Origin of the sequence: Blastococcus litoris (assembly GCF_003075095.1) — a bacterium.
GTDB classification, from domain to species: Bacteria; Actinomycetota; Actinomycetes; order Mycobacteriales; family Geodermatophilaceae; genus Blastococcus_B; species Blastococcus_B litoris.
The window spans coordinates 279,872-294,625 of the sequence record NZ_QCZF01000006.1 but is presented as its reverse complement, the minus strand read 5'-3'; the positions used below and the strand labels follow the sequence as shown (position 1 = coordinate 294,625).

Here is a 14,754-nt window from a genome sequence, read left to right as displayed (position 1 = left end):
GTGGCCGTCCGGGCGGCCGGGTGGGGGTTCCGCTACGGCAGCAGGCGAGCCTGGGCGCTGCGCGACCTGGACCTGCGGGTCGAGCCGGGCGAACGGGTGCTGCTCACCGGGGCATCGGGGTCGGGCAAGAGCACCCTGCTGGCCGCCCTGGCCGGTCTGCTCGGCCCCGACGCCGGCGACGCCGAAGGGCGGCTGGAGGTCGACGGCGGCGTGCCCCGGAGCCGTCGCGCCCGGACGGCGATCGTCTTCCAGGACCCGGACGCCCAGCTGGTCATGACCCGCGCCGGCGACGACGTGGCCTTCGGGCCGGAGAACGCGGGCGTCGCGCCGGAGCGCATCTGGCCCGCCGTCGACCGGGCGCTGGCCGCCGTCGGCTTCCCCTACGGGCGCGACCGAGCCACCGCCGCGCTCTCCGGCGGCCAGAAGCAGCGTCTCGTGCTCGCGGGCGCGCTGGCCGGCGACCCGGGGCTGCTGCTGCTCGACGAGCCCACCGCCCAGCTGGACCCCGACGGCGCCGCCCTCGTGCGCTCCGCCGTCGCCAGGGCCCTGGCCGACCGCCGGGCCACCCTGCTCGTCGTCGACCACGACGCCGAGCCCTGGCTGCCGCTCGTCGACCGCGTCGTCGAGCTGACGCCGGACGGCGGGGCGCGCGAGCTCCCCGCCGGCTGGCGGCCCGCACCCCTGCGTCTGCCCGGCCGCCGGCCACACCTCCCCGGGCAGGTCCTGCTCCGGGCGGAGCAGGCCGGGTTCACCCACCGGGGGAGCCGGGCACCGGCCCTGCCGCCCACGGACGTCGCCGTGCGGGCGGGCCGCACGCTCGCGGTCACCGGCCCGAACGGCACGGGCAAGTCGACGCTCGCCCTGCTGCTGGCCGGGCTGCGGGCGCCGACCTCCGGCGCGGTCACGGCCACCGCGCCGCTCACCGCAGGCCTCCGCCGGCCGGACCGGCCACCGCACCGCTGGCCGGCCGAGGAGCTGGTCCGCCGGATCGGCACCGTCTTCCAGCACCCCGAGCACCAGTTCCTGACCGGCCGCGTCCGCGACGAGCTGGCGCTCGGCCCGCTGCGCACCGGATCCGGGGACAGCGAGGCCCACCGCCGCGCCGACGAGCTGCTCGAGCGGCTGGGGCTGGCCGCCCTCGCGGAGGCCAACCCGTTCACTCTCTCCGGCGGTCAGCAGCGACGGCTGTCCGTCGCGACCGCCCTGGCCACCCGTCCGGGCGTGCTGGTCCTCGACGAGCCGACGTTCGGCCAGGACCGGGACACCTGGGGCGAGCTGGTGGCGCTGCTGGCCGAGCAGCAGGAGGAGGACCGCGGGATGGTCCTGGTGAGCCACGACGCGGCCGTCGTGGGCGCGCTCGCCGACGACGTCCTCGACCTGCGGCCCGTCGTCCCGGCGGTGCCGGCATGAGCCTGCCGCTGCTGCTCGGCCCGGTGCGACCGGTACCCCTGTCGGCGATCAACCCGGTCGCGCAGCTGACCGCGATCCTCGTCGTCCTGCCCGTGCTGCTGGTCAGCGGCGACCTGCTCACCCCGTCGCTGCTGCTCGCCGCCGAGCTGTGCCTGTTCCCGGCAGCCGGCCTGACGACACCGCGGGCCGTGCTCGCCCGCACCTGGCCGCTGCTCCTGGGCGCCGCCGGCGTGGCGTGGGTGAACGTGCTGTTCGGGGACGACGGCAACGGGTGGCTCGACGGCGTCGCGGTGGCCGTCCGCGTGCTGGCGCTCGCCCTGCCCGGCGTCCTGCTGGTCGCGTCCACCGACCCGGTCCGGCTGGCCGACGCCCTCACGCTGCACTGGCGCGTGTCCACCCGTTTCGCCTACGGCGCGCTCGCCGCCCTCCGGCTCGTGCCGCTCCTGGCCGCGGAGTGGCAGACCATCCGGCTGGCCCGGCGGGCGCGGGGCGTCGCCGCGGGCCGCAACCCGGCGGCGGCGGTGCGGCTGTTCACGTCGACCGCGTTCGCGCTGCTCGTCGGCGCCGTGCGCCGCGGCGGCCGGCTCGCCACCGCGATGGACGCGCGGGGCTTCGACTCCGGCCACGCCCGCACCAACGCCCGGGGCTCCGTGTGGCACCGGCGGGACACGCTGTTCACCGTCGGCGCCGTGGCGGTCTGCGTGGCCGCCGTCGCCACCGGCGTGGTCGTCGGGACGTGGGAGCCGGTCTTCGCCTGACGGCGCTACGGTGCGCCCGTGAGCTCCCACGTCGCCCTGCTGCGGGGGATCAACCTGGGCCGCGCCCGGCAGGTCTCGATGCCCCGCCTCGTCGAGGTGCTCACCGGACGCGGGTACACCGGCGTGCGCACCCACCTGCGCAGCGGCAACGTGCTGCTCGACAGCGCCCTGCCGGAGGAGGAGCTCGCCGGCGACCTCGCCGACGCCATCGAGACGGAGTTCGGGTTCGCCGTCCCCGTCGTCGTCCGGACCGGGGCGGAGCTGGCCACCGTCGTCGCGGAGGACCCGTTCGCCGGGGTCGCCACCGACCCGGCGCGCTACCTGGTGACCTTCCTGGCACACCCGCCCGACCCTGCGAGGGTGGCGGACCTGCCGCCGGTCGACGGGCCGGGCGAGTACCGGGTGCGCGGCAGAGAGCTGCACCTGTGGCTGCCGGACGGTATCCAGGGGACGCCGCTGGCCTCCTGGAAGTGGGACGCGTTGCTCGGGGTGCCGGGCACGGCCCGGAACTGGAACACGGTCACGAGGCTGGTGGCGCTCGCCGGGGAGGGCTGACTCCCCCGGGTGGGTGACACATGTCGCAGTAGGTTTGGCGGGCGTCGCGGCAGCCCATACGAAGTCGTTGGCCTCGACCACTGGGGCCGCACGAATGCAAGGGGACCATCGCGTGACAGGGCAGGCGGCCGGGCCGGTCTGGCCGTCGGCGGCACCGCCTCCTGCCGATCCCGCGCTCGCGTGGGACCTGCACGAGGTGGCGGAGCTGCCCAGGGTGCGGGCCGAGCTGCGCCGGCACTCCCTGAGCCATGCCGTCGCCCGCGCCGCGGAACCCGAGACCGCCGAGGAGCTCCGCGACCAGCTGATCCTCGCGCTGGACGAGATGGCCTCCAACGCGCTGCGCCACGGCGGCGGCGCGGTGCGGGCCGCCGTCCGGCTGACCGCGGACGCCTACCTGATCGAGGTGTCCGACGGCGCCGCGAGCACGCCGCCCTCCCCGGCCGTCGACCGGGATCCCAGCGAGGGCGGCCTGGGCCTGTACCTGATCGCCGAGATGTCGTCGGCGCACGGCTGGTACGTCAGCGACGGCGCCAAGTTCGTGTGGGCGCTGCTCCCGCGCGCCTGAGGCTCAGCGCGGGTCGACCAGGTCGGGCACCCGCTCCGGTCCGGCCTCGGGCGGGCGCGGGCGGTCCTCCGGGTGCAGCCGGACGGCGACGAGGGCGATGTCGTCCTGCAGCCCCTCCGGGCGCAACCGCTCGATGACCTCGTCGCAGAGCAGCTCCAGCGGCTGGTCGGCCAGCTCCGCCACCGCCGCACGCAGGCGGGCGATCCCCTCGTCGAGGGGGAGGTCGCGCCCCTCGACCAGGCCGTCGGTGTAGAGCAGCAGGGTCGCCCCCCGCTCGACGGTCACCACCGCGTCCGAGCGCTCCGCCGTGGGGTCGACGCCGAGCATCAGCTGGGCGCGGTCGTGCTCCAGCTGCTCGACCCGGCCGTCGGCCCGCAGGAGCAGGGGCGGCGGGTGCCCCGCGTTGCACCACCGGATGCGGGTGAGCCCGGCCGTCCGCTCCTCCGGGGTCTGCTCCACGCGGGCGATCGCCGCGGTGGCCATCGTGCCCATGCCCAGGCCCTGGATGGCGGCGTCGAGCTGGCTGAGCACCGCTGCCGGACCGGGGCCCTCCCGGTAGGCGATGCCGCGCAGCATGCCGCGCAGCTGGCCCATCGCCGCGGCCGCCTCCGTGTCGTGCCCCACGACGTCCCCGATGACGACCATCGTGGCGCCCGAGGGCTGCAGGAACGCGTCGTACCAGTCGCCCCCGACCTCGGCGACCTCCACGGCCGGCCGGTAGCGGACCACGATCTCGGCGTGGTCGGGCTCCGGCGGCGCGGTCAGCAGGCTGCGCTGCAGACCCTCGGCCAGCCGCCGCTGCTGCTCGTAGAGCCGGGAGTTGTCCATCGCGAGCGCGATCCGGTCGGCGAGGTCGCGCACCGTGGCGACGTCCTCGGCGTCGGCCACCTCCCGGCCGGCCGGGCGGTAGATGCTCAGCGCCCCGAGGGTCCGGCCCCGGGCGCTGAGCGCGAGGGTCACCGCCGACTGCGGGGCCAGCCGCCAGAAGACGTCGCTGACCTCGCCGTCGGGCAGGTCGCGGCCGACGGCCGCCGGGACGTCGGCGACCGTGAGCACCTGCCCGGACGCCAGCGCCCGCACGATCGGCGCGTCCGGCCCGATGGCGGCCAGCCGCAGCTCGGCGTACCGCTCGACGTCCGCCCGGGCGGCGGGGTCCTCGTGCCAGCTCGCGACGTCGCGCATCCGGCCGTCCTCGTCCACCAGGCTGAGGATCACCCACTCGCCGAGCAGCGGGACCGCGCTCTCGGCCACGCGCTGCAGTGCCTCGGCCTCGCTCCCGCCGCTGGTCAGGGTGGCCGAGAGGGTCGCCGTCACGTCGGCCACCAGGGCGAGGTGGGCGGCGCTGCGCCGCGCCCGCTCCTCCGCCCGCCGCCGCTCGGTGACGTCGAGGAAGTACACCGACAGCCCGTCCGGGCCGGGCCACGCGCGCACCTCGTACCAGGCCTCGAGGGGCTCGGGGTAGTAGGCCTCGAAGACCCGCTCCTCCCCCGTCTCCGCGGCCGCGCGGTAGTTGGCCTCGAAGTCGCTGCCCACGGCCGCCGGGAACAGCTCCCAGACGGAGCCGCCGAGCAGCTTCTCCCGCGTGCTGGCGAGGACCCGCTCCGCCTCGGCGTTGACGTAGGTGAAGCGCCATTCCGGGTCGAGGGAGAAGAAGGCCGACTTCATCACCTCGAGCACGCGGGCGACGCGGGCGTCGCCGTGCCGCTGCTCCGTGGTGTCGAAGCCCGCGCCGACCAGCCGCACCGCGACCCCGCGGTCGTCCGGGAGCGCGCGGCCGCGACCCTGGATCCAGCGGGTCTCCCCGGTGGGGAGCACGATGCGGAACTCGGCGTCGTACTCGCCGCAGGTGTCGATGGCGGCCTGCAGCGCATCCGCCACCCGGTCACGGTCCTCGGGGTGGACCCGGGCCCGGAACGCCTCGATCGTCTCGTCGAACGTGGCGCGGTCGTAGCCGAAGATCTCGACGAGGCGGTCGTCCCACACCAGCCGGCGGGTGACCAGGTCCCAGTCGAAGCTGCCGATCTCGGCGGCGTCGATGGCGAGCTCGACGCGCAGCCGGTGGGCCTCGAACTCCCGGCCCAGGGCGGAGAGCTCGAGCTCGGTGGCGACCGAGTCGGCGAGCTGGCGGAGGAGCGTGATCTCGCCCTCGGTCCACCGCCGGGGCGCGGAGGTGAACGCGGTCAGGGTCCCGACGGGGGAACCGTCGAAGACGACGAGCGGGACGGCGACCAGCGCACCGACCGGGCCGTCGGCGACCGGCGGCAGAGCGGAGATCCGGGCGTCGGCGGCGGCGTCGGCCACCACGAGCGGCTCCATTCCCCCGTCGAGCACCACCGCGCAGATCGACTCGGTCAACGGGATCTGCCGGCCGAGGCTGCCCGACGGCAGGCCGTGCGCGCCGACGACGGTCTGGACGTCGCCCACGAGGGAGACCCAGGCGCCGTCGGCGCCGAGGAGGCGGGCAGCGATGCCGGTCAACCGCTGGAGGGCGCGGGAGCCGAGCGCGGTCGGTTCGAGCCGCCGCACCGCCGCCAGCCGCCCCTCGCGGGAGCCGGTCAGCGGCTCGGGGGCGGTCACGGTCGGTTCCTTCCACGCGGGCCAGCCGGTCACACACCGTCCGGCGGGCGCCGGATGTCCGGTCCCAGCATCCCGGCCCGCGCTCCGCGGCGCGGCACCGGGGTGGCTCCTGGCCGGGGCGGGCACCCCCGGGGGCTTCCGGGAGGCGCCCGCCCGTCGGCGGGAGGGGTGGGGGACGACGTGCTCCGTCCCCCCGTACGCAGGTCACGGTGCCAGGCGACGTCGTCCAGCATCGTGGGCCGCGAGCGGCCGGACCGCGGACCGGTCCCGCGAGCGGCCGGCTCCGCCCGGCGCGTGCTCCGGCGCCGTGTGCCAGGTCGGGGCCCGGTCAGAGACCCGGGGGACGGGACGTCCCTTCCGGGTACCGGGAGGACCTGGGGCCACCTCCTCGACGGTTCCGGTCGCCGGGCCGGCGTCGCCGCACACGTCTGCGCCTCCCTGGAGGGTCCGCGCGCTGCTCGGGGGCAGTCGGCGGTGGGTCGAGGCGAGAACCGTCGTGCGTCGAAGTCGGTCGGCGGCCGGACGTGCACCGTCGGAGGTGAGCCGGAGGCGGCCGGGGTCGGCCTGCGGATCGGTGGCTCGGGACCGGGTCGTCGGTCGCGGTCACCCGGGGAAGGGGGTGACCGGTCTCGGCGTGCTCGGGCGAACGGAGGACGGCGTCCAGCGGCTGGCTGCCGTGGTCGCGCAGTGCTGCTCTGCTGCGGCGGTCCTAGGGGAACGAGCTCCAGGCGGAGCCCGTTGACCGGGAGCGCCGCGCCGGCGGGGGAGAACCCCTGGCCCGGCAGGGCGCCGGGTCACCGCGGGTCCGGACGAGGCCGGTCGCTCCGGGCGACGTCCGCTGGTGGACGGGCCAGCCGGTGGCTCGGGAGCGTTCAGGCGGTCCACCGTGTCTTATGCCGGGGACGGCCACTGCTCCGCGGGGGACCGGCGGCAATCCTCGCGGGCCGGCCGACGACGCCGGACCGCGGGGAAGGAGCGCCGCGGCGGGGGAAGACGCCACGGGCTGGATGGTGGGGGTGCTGGGCATCTCGCGCAGCACCACGGGCGGATCGACCTGGTTCGGGGTCGGCGCGGAGGCGGGGCGACCCCAGGCGAGGTGCTCGCCGGCGGGTCCCGCACCCCAGAGGGCGGCACGGCGGAGGAGCCCGCGGAGGCGTCCAGGCCGCCGGACCGCAGGCTCGGCGGCGGCAGCAGGACGAGCAGCGGGAGAACCGGTGGCGGCGGGACGCGGGCGCCAGGCCAGGTACTCACCCCGGGGACCGGCGCCCCAGAGGGCCGCGCGGCGCACGAGATCGGCGAGACCGGTCACCGGCGCGCGCTCGGGCTCGGGGAGCACGTAGGCACGCGGTGCGGGGGCGGGCCGGGCCATGGGCGCCGGCTGGACCGAGCGCAGGGGGACGGTGCGCACCGCGCCGGTCCGCGTGCCGGAGGGACGGTGGGCCGACGTCCGCCGCGGCTGGGGCCGTCGGGCGGCCACCGGTCCGTCCACGCGGTCCAGGACGTCGATCAGCCCGGCCAGGCCGCGGGCGGAGGCGCCGGAGAGAGGCGTCGCGGTCGCGCGGTCGCTGCTCATGTCGCCTCCTCGAGTTCATGTCCGCAGCCGGGGAAGGTGCTGCGGACAAGGAGAAAGATAGGGAGGCGGACGTCCTTTCTCGGCCATTCCGGACACCAGCTGGAACGCGCGTGACCGAACCGTTGCGCAGCAATTCCGAATCGGTCGACGACCCTTTCTTCGCAGCGGCAACTTGTCGACAAACGGCGCATTCTGAGCGTGGAAATGGCGTGCGCAGGTATCGGTCATCCCGGTCCCGGCTGCGACGCGCGCGGCGTGTCGGGCCGGTCCACCCCGTCCGGGAGACGCCGAATTGCCGCGCCCGGGCACCGACCGGAGACTTCGGTGGTGCACGACCTCGACGCGCCCCACGAGTCCGGGACCCGCCTCCACCGCGCGGTCAGCGGCAAGCTGCTCTTCCTCTTCATCCTCGGCGACGTCCTCGGCGCCGGGATCTACGCGCTGTTCGGCGTGATCGCCGGCGAGGTGGGCGGCGCCGTCTGGGCGCCGATGCTGGTGGCGCTGCTGCTCGCGCTCCTCACCGCGGCCTCCTACGCCGAGCTCGTCACCAAGTACCCGCGTGCGGGCGGCTCCGCGGTGTTCGCCGAGCGCGCCTTCGGCAGCCCCCTCGTCTCCTTCCTCGTGGGCTACTGCATGCTCGCCGCCGGTGTCACCAGCGCGGCGGGGCTCTCCCTCGCGTTCGCCGGGGACTACCTCGGTGTGTTCCTCGAGGTCCCCGCCGTCCCCGCGGCGCTGTGCTTCCTGCTCCTGGTCGCGGCGCTCAACGCGCGCGGCATCCAGGAGTCCGTGCGGGCCAACGTCGTCATGACGGTGGTGGAGCTCTCCGGCCTGCTCCTGGTCGTCGTCCTCGGCGCCGTCGTCCTCGGCCGCGGCGACGGCGACCTGGGGCGGGTGACCGAGTTCCCGCAGGGCGTCTCGGTCGCTTCCGGGGTGCTGGCCGCGGCGCTCCTGGCCTACTACTCCTTCGTCGGGTTCGAGACCTCGGCCAACGTCGCCGAGGAGGTGCGCGACGTCCGGCGGGTCTACCCGAAGGCGCTGTTCGGCGCGCTGCTCGTCGCCGGCCTGGTCTACGTCCTCGTCGGCCTCGCCGCCTCGGTCGTCCTCGCGCCCGGGGACCTCGCCGACTCGTCCGGGCCGCTCCTCGACGTCGTCCGGGCCGCGGACGCGGGCATCCCCGACGAGGTGTTCAGCGCCATCGCCCTCGTGGCCGTCGCCAACGGCGCGCTGCTCACGATGATCATGGCCAGCCGCCTGGTCTTCGGCATGGCCGAGCAGGGCCTGCTCCCGCGCCCGCTCGGCCGCGTGCTCCCGAAGCGGAGGACGCCGTGGGTGTCGATCCTCGTGACGACCGCCGTGGCGATGGGGCTCACCCTGGTCGGCGACCTCGCGACGCTGGCCAACACCGTCGTCCTGCTGCTGCTCCTGGTGTTCCTCAGCACCAACACCGCGGTGCTCGTGCTGCGCCGCGACCGGGTGGAGGCCGACCACTTCCGCGCCCCCGTCGTCGTCCCGGTGCTCGCCATCGCGTCCTGCGTCCTGCTGCTCTGGCAGCAGGAGGGCCGGACCTGGCTGTTCGCCGGGGCGATGCTCGCCGTCGGCGTGCTCCTCCACCTGCTCGCGCAGGCGCCGTGGTGGCGGAACTCCGAGCGGCCCGGGTCGGGCGACGAGGCGGCCGGCGAGAAGGCGGCCGAGCCGGTCGCCTGACCCGCTGGCAGGATCCTCCGGTGCCCACTCCCCTGGTGATCGACACCGACCCCGGCATCGACGACGCGCTCGCCATCCTGCTGGCGCTGGCCAGCCCGGAGGTCGACCTGCGGCTGGTCACGACGGTGCACGGCAACGTCGAGCTCGACCGGACGACGGACAACGCGCTGCGGGTGCTGCACCTGGCCGGGCGCTCCGACGTCCCGGTGGCCGCGGGCGCGGCGGAATCCCTGGTGCACCCGCAGCCCGAGCGCGCCGGCCACGTGCACGGCAGCGCCGGCCTGGGCGGGGTGGAGCTCCCTCCGTCGCCGGCGTCGGTCGACCCGCGCCCGGCGGTGGTGGCGCTGGCCGAGCTGCTGATGACGTCGCCGGAGCCGGTCACCGTCGCCGCCGTCGGGCCGCTGACGAACCTGGCGCTGCTGCTGCGGGTCTTCCCCGAGGCCGCGGCGCGGATCGGGCGGCTCGTGGTCATGGGCGGCTCGGCCGCCCGCGGGGGCAACGTGACGGCGGCCGCGGAGTTCAACGTCTGGGCCGACGCCGAGGCCGCCCAGGCGGTCCTGGCGTCGACGCTGCCCACCGTGCTCGTGGGCCTCGACGTCACGCTGCCCACGGTGCTGGACGCCGAGGGGATCGCCCGGTTCGCCGCGGCGGGGCCGATCGGCGCCACGGCCGCCGCGATCCTCCAGCAGTACCTCGACCACGCGCGCACCGCCTACGGGACCACCGGCGTGGTGGTGCACGACGCGCTCGCCGTCACCGAGGCGGTCGTGCCGGGGACGCTGGGCACGGTGCGGCGCGACGTCGTCGTCGACACCGGCCTCGGCTCCGGGCGCGGGCAGACGCTGGTCGACCGGCGGACCGTCTCGACGGCGCCCACCGCCGTCGAGGTCGCGGAGACGGTGGACAGCCCGGCCGCGGTGGAGTTCCTCGTGTCGCGGCTGGCGTCGCTGGACGCGCGCTAGCCCTTCTGGGTGCCCTCGACGATGCCCAGGGCGATGTCGCGCAGCTTGCGGTTGTAGCGCTGCGAGGCCTCGCGCAGGATCTCGAACGCCTGGTCGGCGTCGACGTGGCGCTGGGCCATGAGCACGCCCTTCGCCTGCTCGATCACTGCACGCGAGTCCATGGCCAGGCGCATGTTCCGGGCCTGCTCACCCAGCTGCCAGTGCGCGTCGGCGTTGGCGACGGCGATCGCCACCACCTCGGCCACCTCGAGCCCCGCCTCGAGGCTCTCCGGGGTCGCGAAGGCGGCCGGCACCGAGGAGTAGTTGTTCAGCGCACCGATGACGGCGCCCTGGTAGGGCAGGGGCACCGACAGCGAGCTGCGCACGCCGGTCGCGGCGCGCACGTTCGCCACGTAGTCGGGCCACCGGGTCTCGGTGTCCATGTCGTCGACCCGCAGCAGGACCCCGCCCCGGCCGGCGTCCATGCAGGGGCCGTAACCCTTCTCGTACTGCAGCTCGTCGGCGGCCAGGGCCATCTCCCCGTGGTAGGCCGCGGTGAAGGCCTTGTCGTCGCGCAGCAGGGTGATCGACGTGGCCTCGGCCCCCGGGATGCCCGTGGCCGCGATCCGAGTGATGTCGCCGAGCACGTCGTCGAGCGTCCGGTCCACCAGGACGACGCGGCTCAGCTCGCGCAACATGGCTTCCACGCGGCACAGTCTGCCTGGTCGGGTGCCGATCGCCCGCCCGCCGGTGCGCGCTGCATCACCATCGGTCAGGATGGACGCGCCCAGGCACGGCCGGGCTCCGGTGCGAGACGCGACGCGAGGGGGAGGCGATGGCCCGCGACACGGGCGACGAGCGGTCCCCCGACGGCGCCCACGACCCGTGGCCGTGCGCCCCCGTGCCGTCGGTCCCCGGCGACGTCTGGCACTGGCAGCTGGAGACGATGCACGTCGTCTCGCGCGTCCGCAGCGACCTGCGGGCCCGGATCGCCCACCCGTCGGTGTCGGCCGCCTCCACCGAGGACGCCCGCGACGGGCTGCTGCTGGTCTTCGAGGAGCTGGCCTCCAACGCCCTGCGGCACGGCGGCGGTGACGTGCGCGCCCTCGTCGTCGCCGGCTCCGGCGGCTGGCTGCTCGACCTCAGCGACGAGGCGCCCGACCGGCCGCCGGTCCCCGCCGTCGACCGGGACCCCTCGCTGGGCGGTATGGGTCTGCACCTCGTCGCGCAGTTGTCCACGGCGTACGGGTGGGAGGAGCGGCCCGGGCGCAAGCACGTGTGGGCGCGACTGCCCTCGGGCCGCGAGGAGACCGGGGAGCGGCGGAAGGGCCAGCTGCCCGAGCCGCGCTCCCCCGAGGTCCGCCGGGACTAGCGGGGAAGGACCCCCCGCCTACCTCTGGGCCCTGCGGACGGCGTCGCGGAACCGGGCGGCGTCCTCCCGGACGGCGGACATCGGCGCGAGCAGCGCGTCCTCCGCCACGGCCCGGACCGCCGCTCGCAGGCGCCGCTCGGCCGCGCGTGCCCTGCGCCGCGCGCGCAGCCGGACCAGCGGCCGGGACACCAGTGCCAGCAGGAGCCCCGCCAGCAGCCCGCCGGCGACCAGCAGCGTCGGCAGCGGCAGCCCCTCCACGCGGGGCAGCGGGACGACGTCGTCGAGCTGGAAGAAGCCGAGGACCACCAGGGCGAGCAGCCACAGCGCACCGGCGAGCGCCACCAGCGCCAGCAGCCACTGCAGGCCGCCGACCGACCGCTGCCACCACGGCACCCGGTCCGAGCCCAGGTCGGTGCCGGCGACGGCCCGGTCGAGCCGGTCGGCCAGCTCGTCCTCCGACACCTCCACGGTGCGGCGCAGGTCGTCGCGCCACGCCTGCGGCAGGCCGTCCCCGACGACGTCCCGGGCCCGGCGGACCGCGGTCGCCACCCCAGCGCGCTCCACCGGCCCGGCCGGTGCCAGCGAGGTGCGGGCGCGCTCGTCCCCGAGGTGCAGGCGGTCGAGCGGGTCGGGCCGCAGCCTGCGCACCCACCGCAGCGGCGGCCAGCCGGTGCTGGCCACCCCGGCGCGCATCGTCGAGCGCTCGACCGCCGAGGTCACCGTGGGCACCCCCGCGGCCGCGGCGAGCGCGTCGCCCAGATCCTCCCTCAGCTCGCCCCGCTCGCGACGACCCAGCGCCGCGTCGTCGCCCTCCGCGTGCGTCGCGAGAGCGGCCGCCATCCCCCGGACATCGGCGGTCAGGCGGTCGGTGGCCGCGCGCCGCGCCGCCACCCGGTGCGCGAGCTCGCCCCGCAGCTCCGCCACGCCGGTCCCTGTCCGGCCGGAGGCGGCGAGCACGGGGACGCGGGCCAGGCCCTCGCGGTCGAGCAGGCCGCGGAGGTCGGCGAGGCACTCCTGTGCCGCCCGGCCGTCGAGCCGGTCGATCTGGTTGAGGACGACCAGCAGCACGCCGGCGTGGCCGGCGAGCGGGGCGAGGTAGCGGTCGTGCACGGCGGCGTCGGCGTACTTCTCGGGGTCCAGCACCCACACGAGGACGTCGACGAGGCCGACCAGCCGGTCCACCTCCAGCCGGTGCTCCAGCCGGACGCTGTCGTGGTCGGGGAGGTCGAGCAGCACCAGCCCGTCGAGCGCCGGCTCGGGGCCGTGCCGGTGCCGGCGGGGCACCTCCAGCCAGTCGAGCAGCCGGTCCGCCCCGTCCTCCCCCCACGTCGTGGCGTGCGCGACACCGGTGGTCGGCCGCCGGACCCCGGGCGTGCTGACCTCGGCGCCGGAGAGCGCGTTGAACAGCGTGGACTTCCCGCTGCCGGTCGCCCCGGCGAGCGCCACGACGGTCGCGTCGCCCAGCGCGGCCCGGGCCCCGGCCTTCGCGAGCAGGGCCCGTGCCTGCGCCACCTCCGGCACGTCGAGCCGCCCCTCGGCCACCTCGACGGCGTCGCGGAGGGCGGCCAGCCGGTCGGCCAGCGGCAGGTCCCGGCGGCTCATGCGCTCCGCCGGGCCGCGGCCAGGTCGCGCACGGCGCGGCGGAGGGCGTCGGCCGCGCTGGGTGCCGGCGCCGCGTCGTCCACGCGGTCGTCGAAGCGCGTCTGCTCGTAGCGCAGCAGGGCGTCGGCCCGGCGCTGCAGGTCCTCCCGCGCGCGGTCGGCCATGGCCCGGACGGCGGAGTCACCGAACACGGCCTCGAGCACCCGCTGGCCGACCGCGGTGGTGCCGCCCGCGACGGCGACCTCGCCGCCGGTGAGCCCGCCGGTCGAGGCGAAGACGGCGACCATGACCACCGCGCCCGCGCCGTTGATGCCCCACGACAGGATGCGCGCCGTCGACCGCTTCTCCGCGCCCTGCTCGCGCACCAGGTCCAGCACCGCGCCCTGCCAGTCGCGCACCTGCGCGGCCGCGGCCTCGGGGAAGTCGGCCGACACCTGCTCGAGCTCCCGCTCGGCCCCCGCGAGCAGCTGCGCGCCCCCGGCCAGCGACCGCCAGGTGGTCACCGTGCGCTCCGCGGCGCGGTCGGCCTCGGCGCGCAGCAGGTGCTCGACGCTGCTCTCGAGGGCGCCCTGCAGGTCCTCGGCGGGCGTCGGGCGGCCGGTGACGGCGCTGACCAGCCGGTCGCGCCACCGGCCCACCTGGTTCTGCAGCGCGCGCATCCACTCAGCGGTGCCCACGAACTCTTGCCAGCGGGCCAGCACCTCGCCGCGCAGGAGCGTGCCGCTGCGGACGCCCTGCTCGATGCCGTCGTAGGCCGCCGTGTAGGCGGCGGCAGCCGCTGCGCGCAGCGCGTTCCCGGCCACCGCCTGCTCGTCGACGGCAGCGGCGATCCCCCCGACCCGCTGCTCGAGGCTGTCCAGGGCACCGGTCAACGTCTGCCGCACCACGGCGGCGCGCGCCTCCTGGTCCGCGGCGAGGTCGTGCAGCCAGGTCCGGATCGGCGCCACCTGGTCCTCGGGCAGGGCGCCCTCGACCAGCGGCCGCTCCTCGACGACGAACAGCCGCGCGCTCGACAGCCCGGCGCGCTGCAGCATCCCGTGCAGGTCGGCGGCCACCTCACCGGCCGCCTCAGGGGGGACGCGGTCGAGGACGACGGCCAGTGCCGTGCCGCGCTCCTGCGCCGTCCGGAGCAGGTCCCACGGCACGGCGTCGGCATAGCGGGCGGCCGTGGTGACGAAGACCCAGAGGTCGGCGGCGGCCAGCAGCTGCCCGGCCAGCTCGCGGTTGGACTCGACGACCGAGTCGACGTCCGGCGCGTCGAGGAGCGCCAGCCCGGGCGGGACGTCGTCCCGCGCGACGAGCGCGACGGTGCCGGGGCCGCCGTCGCCGCCGGTGACGCGCGCCAGGCCGGGCAGGACGCGGTCGCCCGCGAACGCGGCCACGTCGGCACGGGAGCAGACCAGGACGGGCGCGCGGGTGGTCGGGCGGAGCACGCCGGCCGTGCTGACCGGGCTGCCGACCAGGCTGTTGACGAGCGTGGACTTGCCGGCGCCGGTGGAGCCGCCGACGACGGTCAGCAGCGGGGCGTCGAGGTCACCGAGCCGCGGGAGCAGGTAGTCGTCGACCTGGTCGCGCACGGCCCGCGCGGCCCGCGCCGCGCCGTCCCGCCCGGGCGTGGCGAGCCCGAGGGGCGTCGTCGCGAGCTGGTCCCGGAGCGCCGCGAGGGCGTCGGGCAGCCGCGGGGGCGAGGCGGTCAC

Annotated in this window: 11 protein-coding genes; 7 read left to right on the top strand and 4 right to left on the bottom strand. The window is 76.7% G+C overall.

Annotation, left to right across the window (positions count from 1 at the left end):
- The 4 genes from DCS98_RS23930 to DCS98_RS14950 all read left to right on the top strand — a co-directional run bounded on the left by DCS98_RS23930 (position 1) and on the right by DCS98_RS14950 (position 3,288).
- Complete coding sequence (locus tag DCS98_RS23930; RefSeq protein ID WP_277394618.1) at positions 1–1,410, top strand: ABC transporter ATP-binding protein; 1,410 nt, start codon at positions 1–3, stop codon at positions 1,408–1,410.
- Complete coding sequence (locus DCS98_RS14960; RefSeq protein WP_116452147.1) at positions 1,407–2,168, top strand: energy-coupling factor transporter transmembrane component T family protein; 762 nt, start codon at positions 1,407–1,409, stop codon at positions 2,166–2,168. Before DCS98_RS23930 ends, DCS98_RS14960 begins: the two co-directional genes overlap by 4 nt.
- A gap of 18 nt (positions 2,169–2,186) precedes the next feature.
- Positions 2,187–2,723 carry a DUF1697 domain-containing protein gene (locus tag DCS98_RS14955; protein ID WP_116452146.1) on the top strand — a complete coding sequence of 179 codons (537 nt, stop codon included), beginning with the start codon at positions 2,187–2,189 and terminating at the stop codon, positions 2,721–2,723.
- A gap of 112 nt (positions 2,724–2,835) precedes the next feature.
- A complete protein-coding gene (locus DCS98_RS14950) occupies positions 2,836–3,288 on the top strand; it encodes an ATP-binding protein (protein WP_116452145.1) in 453 nt (150 codons plus the stop codon).
- Between the two features lie 3 nt (positions 3,289–3,291).
- On the opposite strand, the gene DCS98_RS14945 is transcribed toward DCS98_RS14950, so the two are convergent.
- Entirely contained in the window at positions 3,292–5,865 is a 2,574-nt protein-coding gene (locus DCS98_RS14945; protein ID WP_116452277.1) for a SpoIIE family protein phosphatase, read from the bottom strand.
- Positions 5,866–7,765: 1,900 nt separating this feature from the next.
- On the opposite strand from DCS98_RS14945, the gene DCS98_RS14940 reads away from it, so the two are divergent.
- A complete protein-coding gene (locus DCS98_RS14940) occupies positions 7,766–9,142 on the top strand; it encodes an APC family permease (protein ID WP_241038044.1) in 1,377 nt (458 codons plus the stop codon).
- A 20-nt stretch (positions 9,143–9,162) separates the two neighbouring features.
- Positions 9,163–10,104, top strand: coding sequence for a nucleoside hydrolase (locus tag DCS98_RS14935; protein WP_116452143.1), 942 nt, complete (start codon positions 9,163–9,165; stop codon positions 10,102–10,104).
- Here the strand turns inward: DCS98_RS14935 and DCS98_RS14930 are convergent.
- A complete protein-coding gene (locus tag DCS98_RS14930; protein ID WP_241038081.1) occupies positions 10,101–10,781 on the bottom strand; it encodes a GAF and ANTAR domain-containing protein in 681 nt (226 codons plus the stop codon). The two genes, DCS98_RS14935 and DCS98_RS14930, sit on opposite strands and share 4 nt — an antisense overlap.
- 137 nt (positions 10,782–10,918) lie before the next feature.
- On the opposite strand from DCS98_RS14930, the gene DCS98_RS14925 reads away from it, so the two are divergent.
- Entirely contained in the window at positions 10,919–11,455 is a 537-nt protein-coding gene (locus DCS98_RS14925) for an ATP-binding protein (RefSeq protein WP_116452141.1), read from the top strand.
- 18 nt (positions 11,456–11,473) lie between these two features.
- Here DCS98_RS14925 and DCS98_RS14920 read toward each other — a convergent pair whose 3' ends face one another.
- Positions 11,474–13,057, bottom strand: a complete 1,584-nt coding sequence (locus DCS98_RS14920) for a GTPase (protein ID WP_116452140.1) — start codon at positions 13,055–13,057, stop codon at positions 11,474–11,476.
- Positions 13,054–14,754: a P-loop NTPase family protein gene (locus DCS98_RS14915; RefSeq protein WP_116452139.1), complete on the bottom strand. Its 1,701-nt coding sequence runs from the start codon at positions 14,752–14,754 to the stop codon at positions 13,054–13,056. Before DCS98_RS14915 ends, DCS98_RS14920 begins: the two co-directional genes overlap by 4 nt.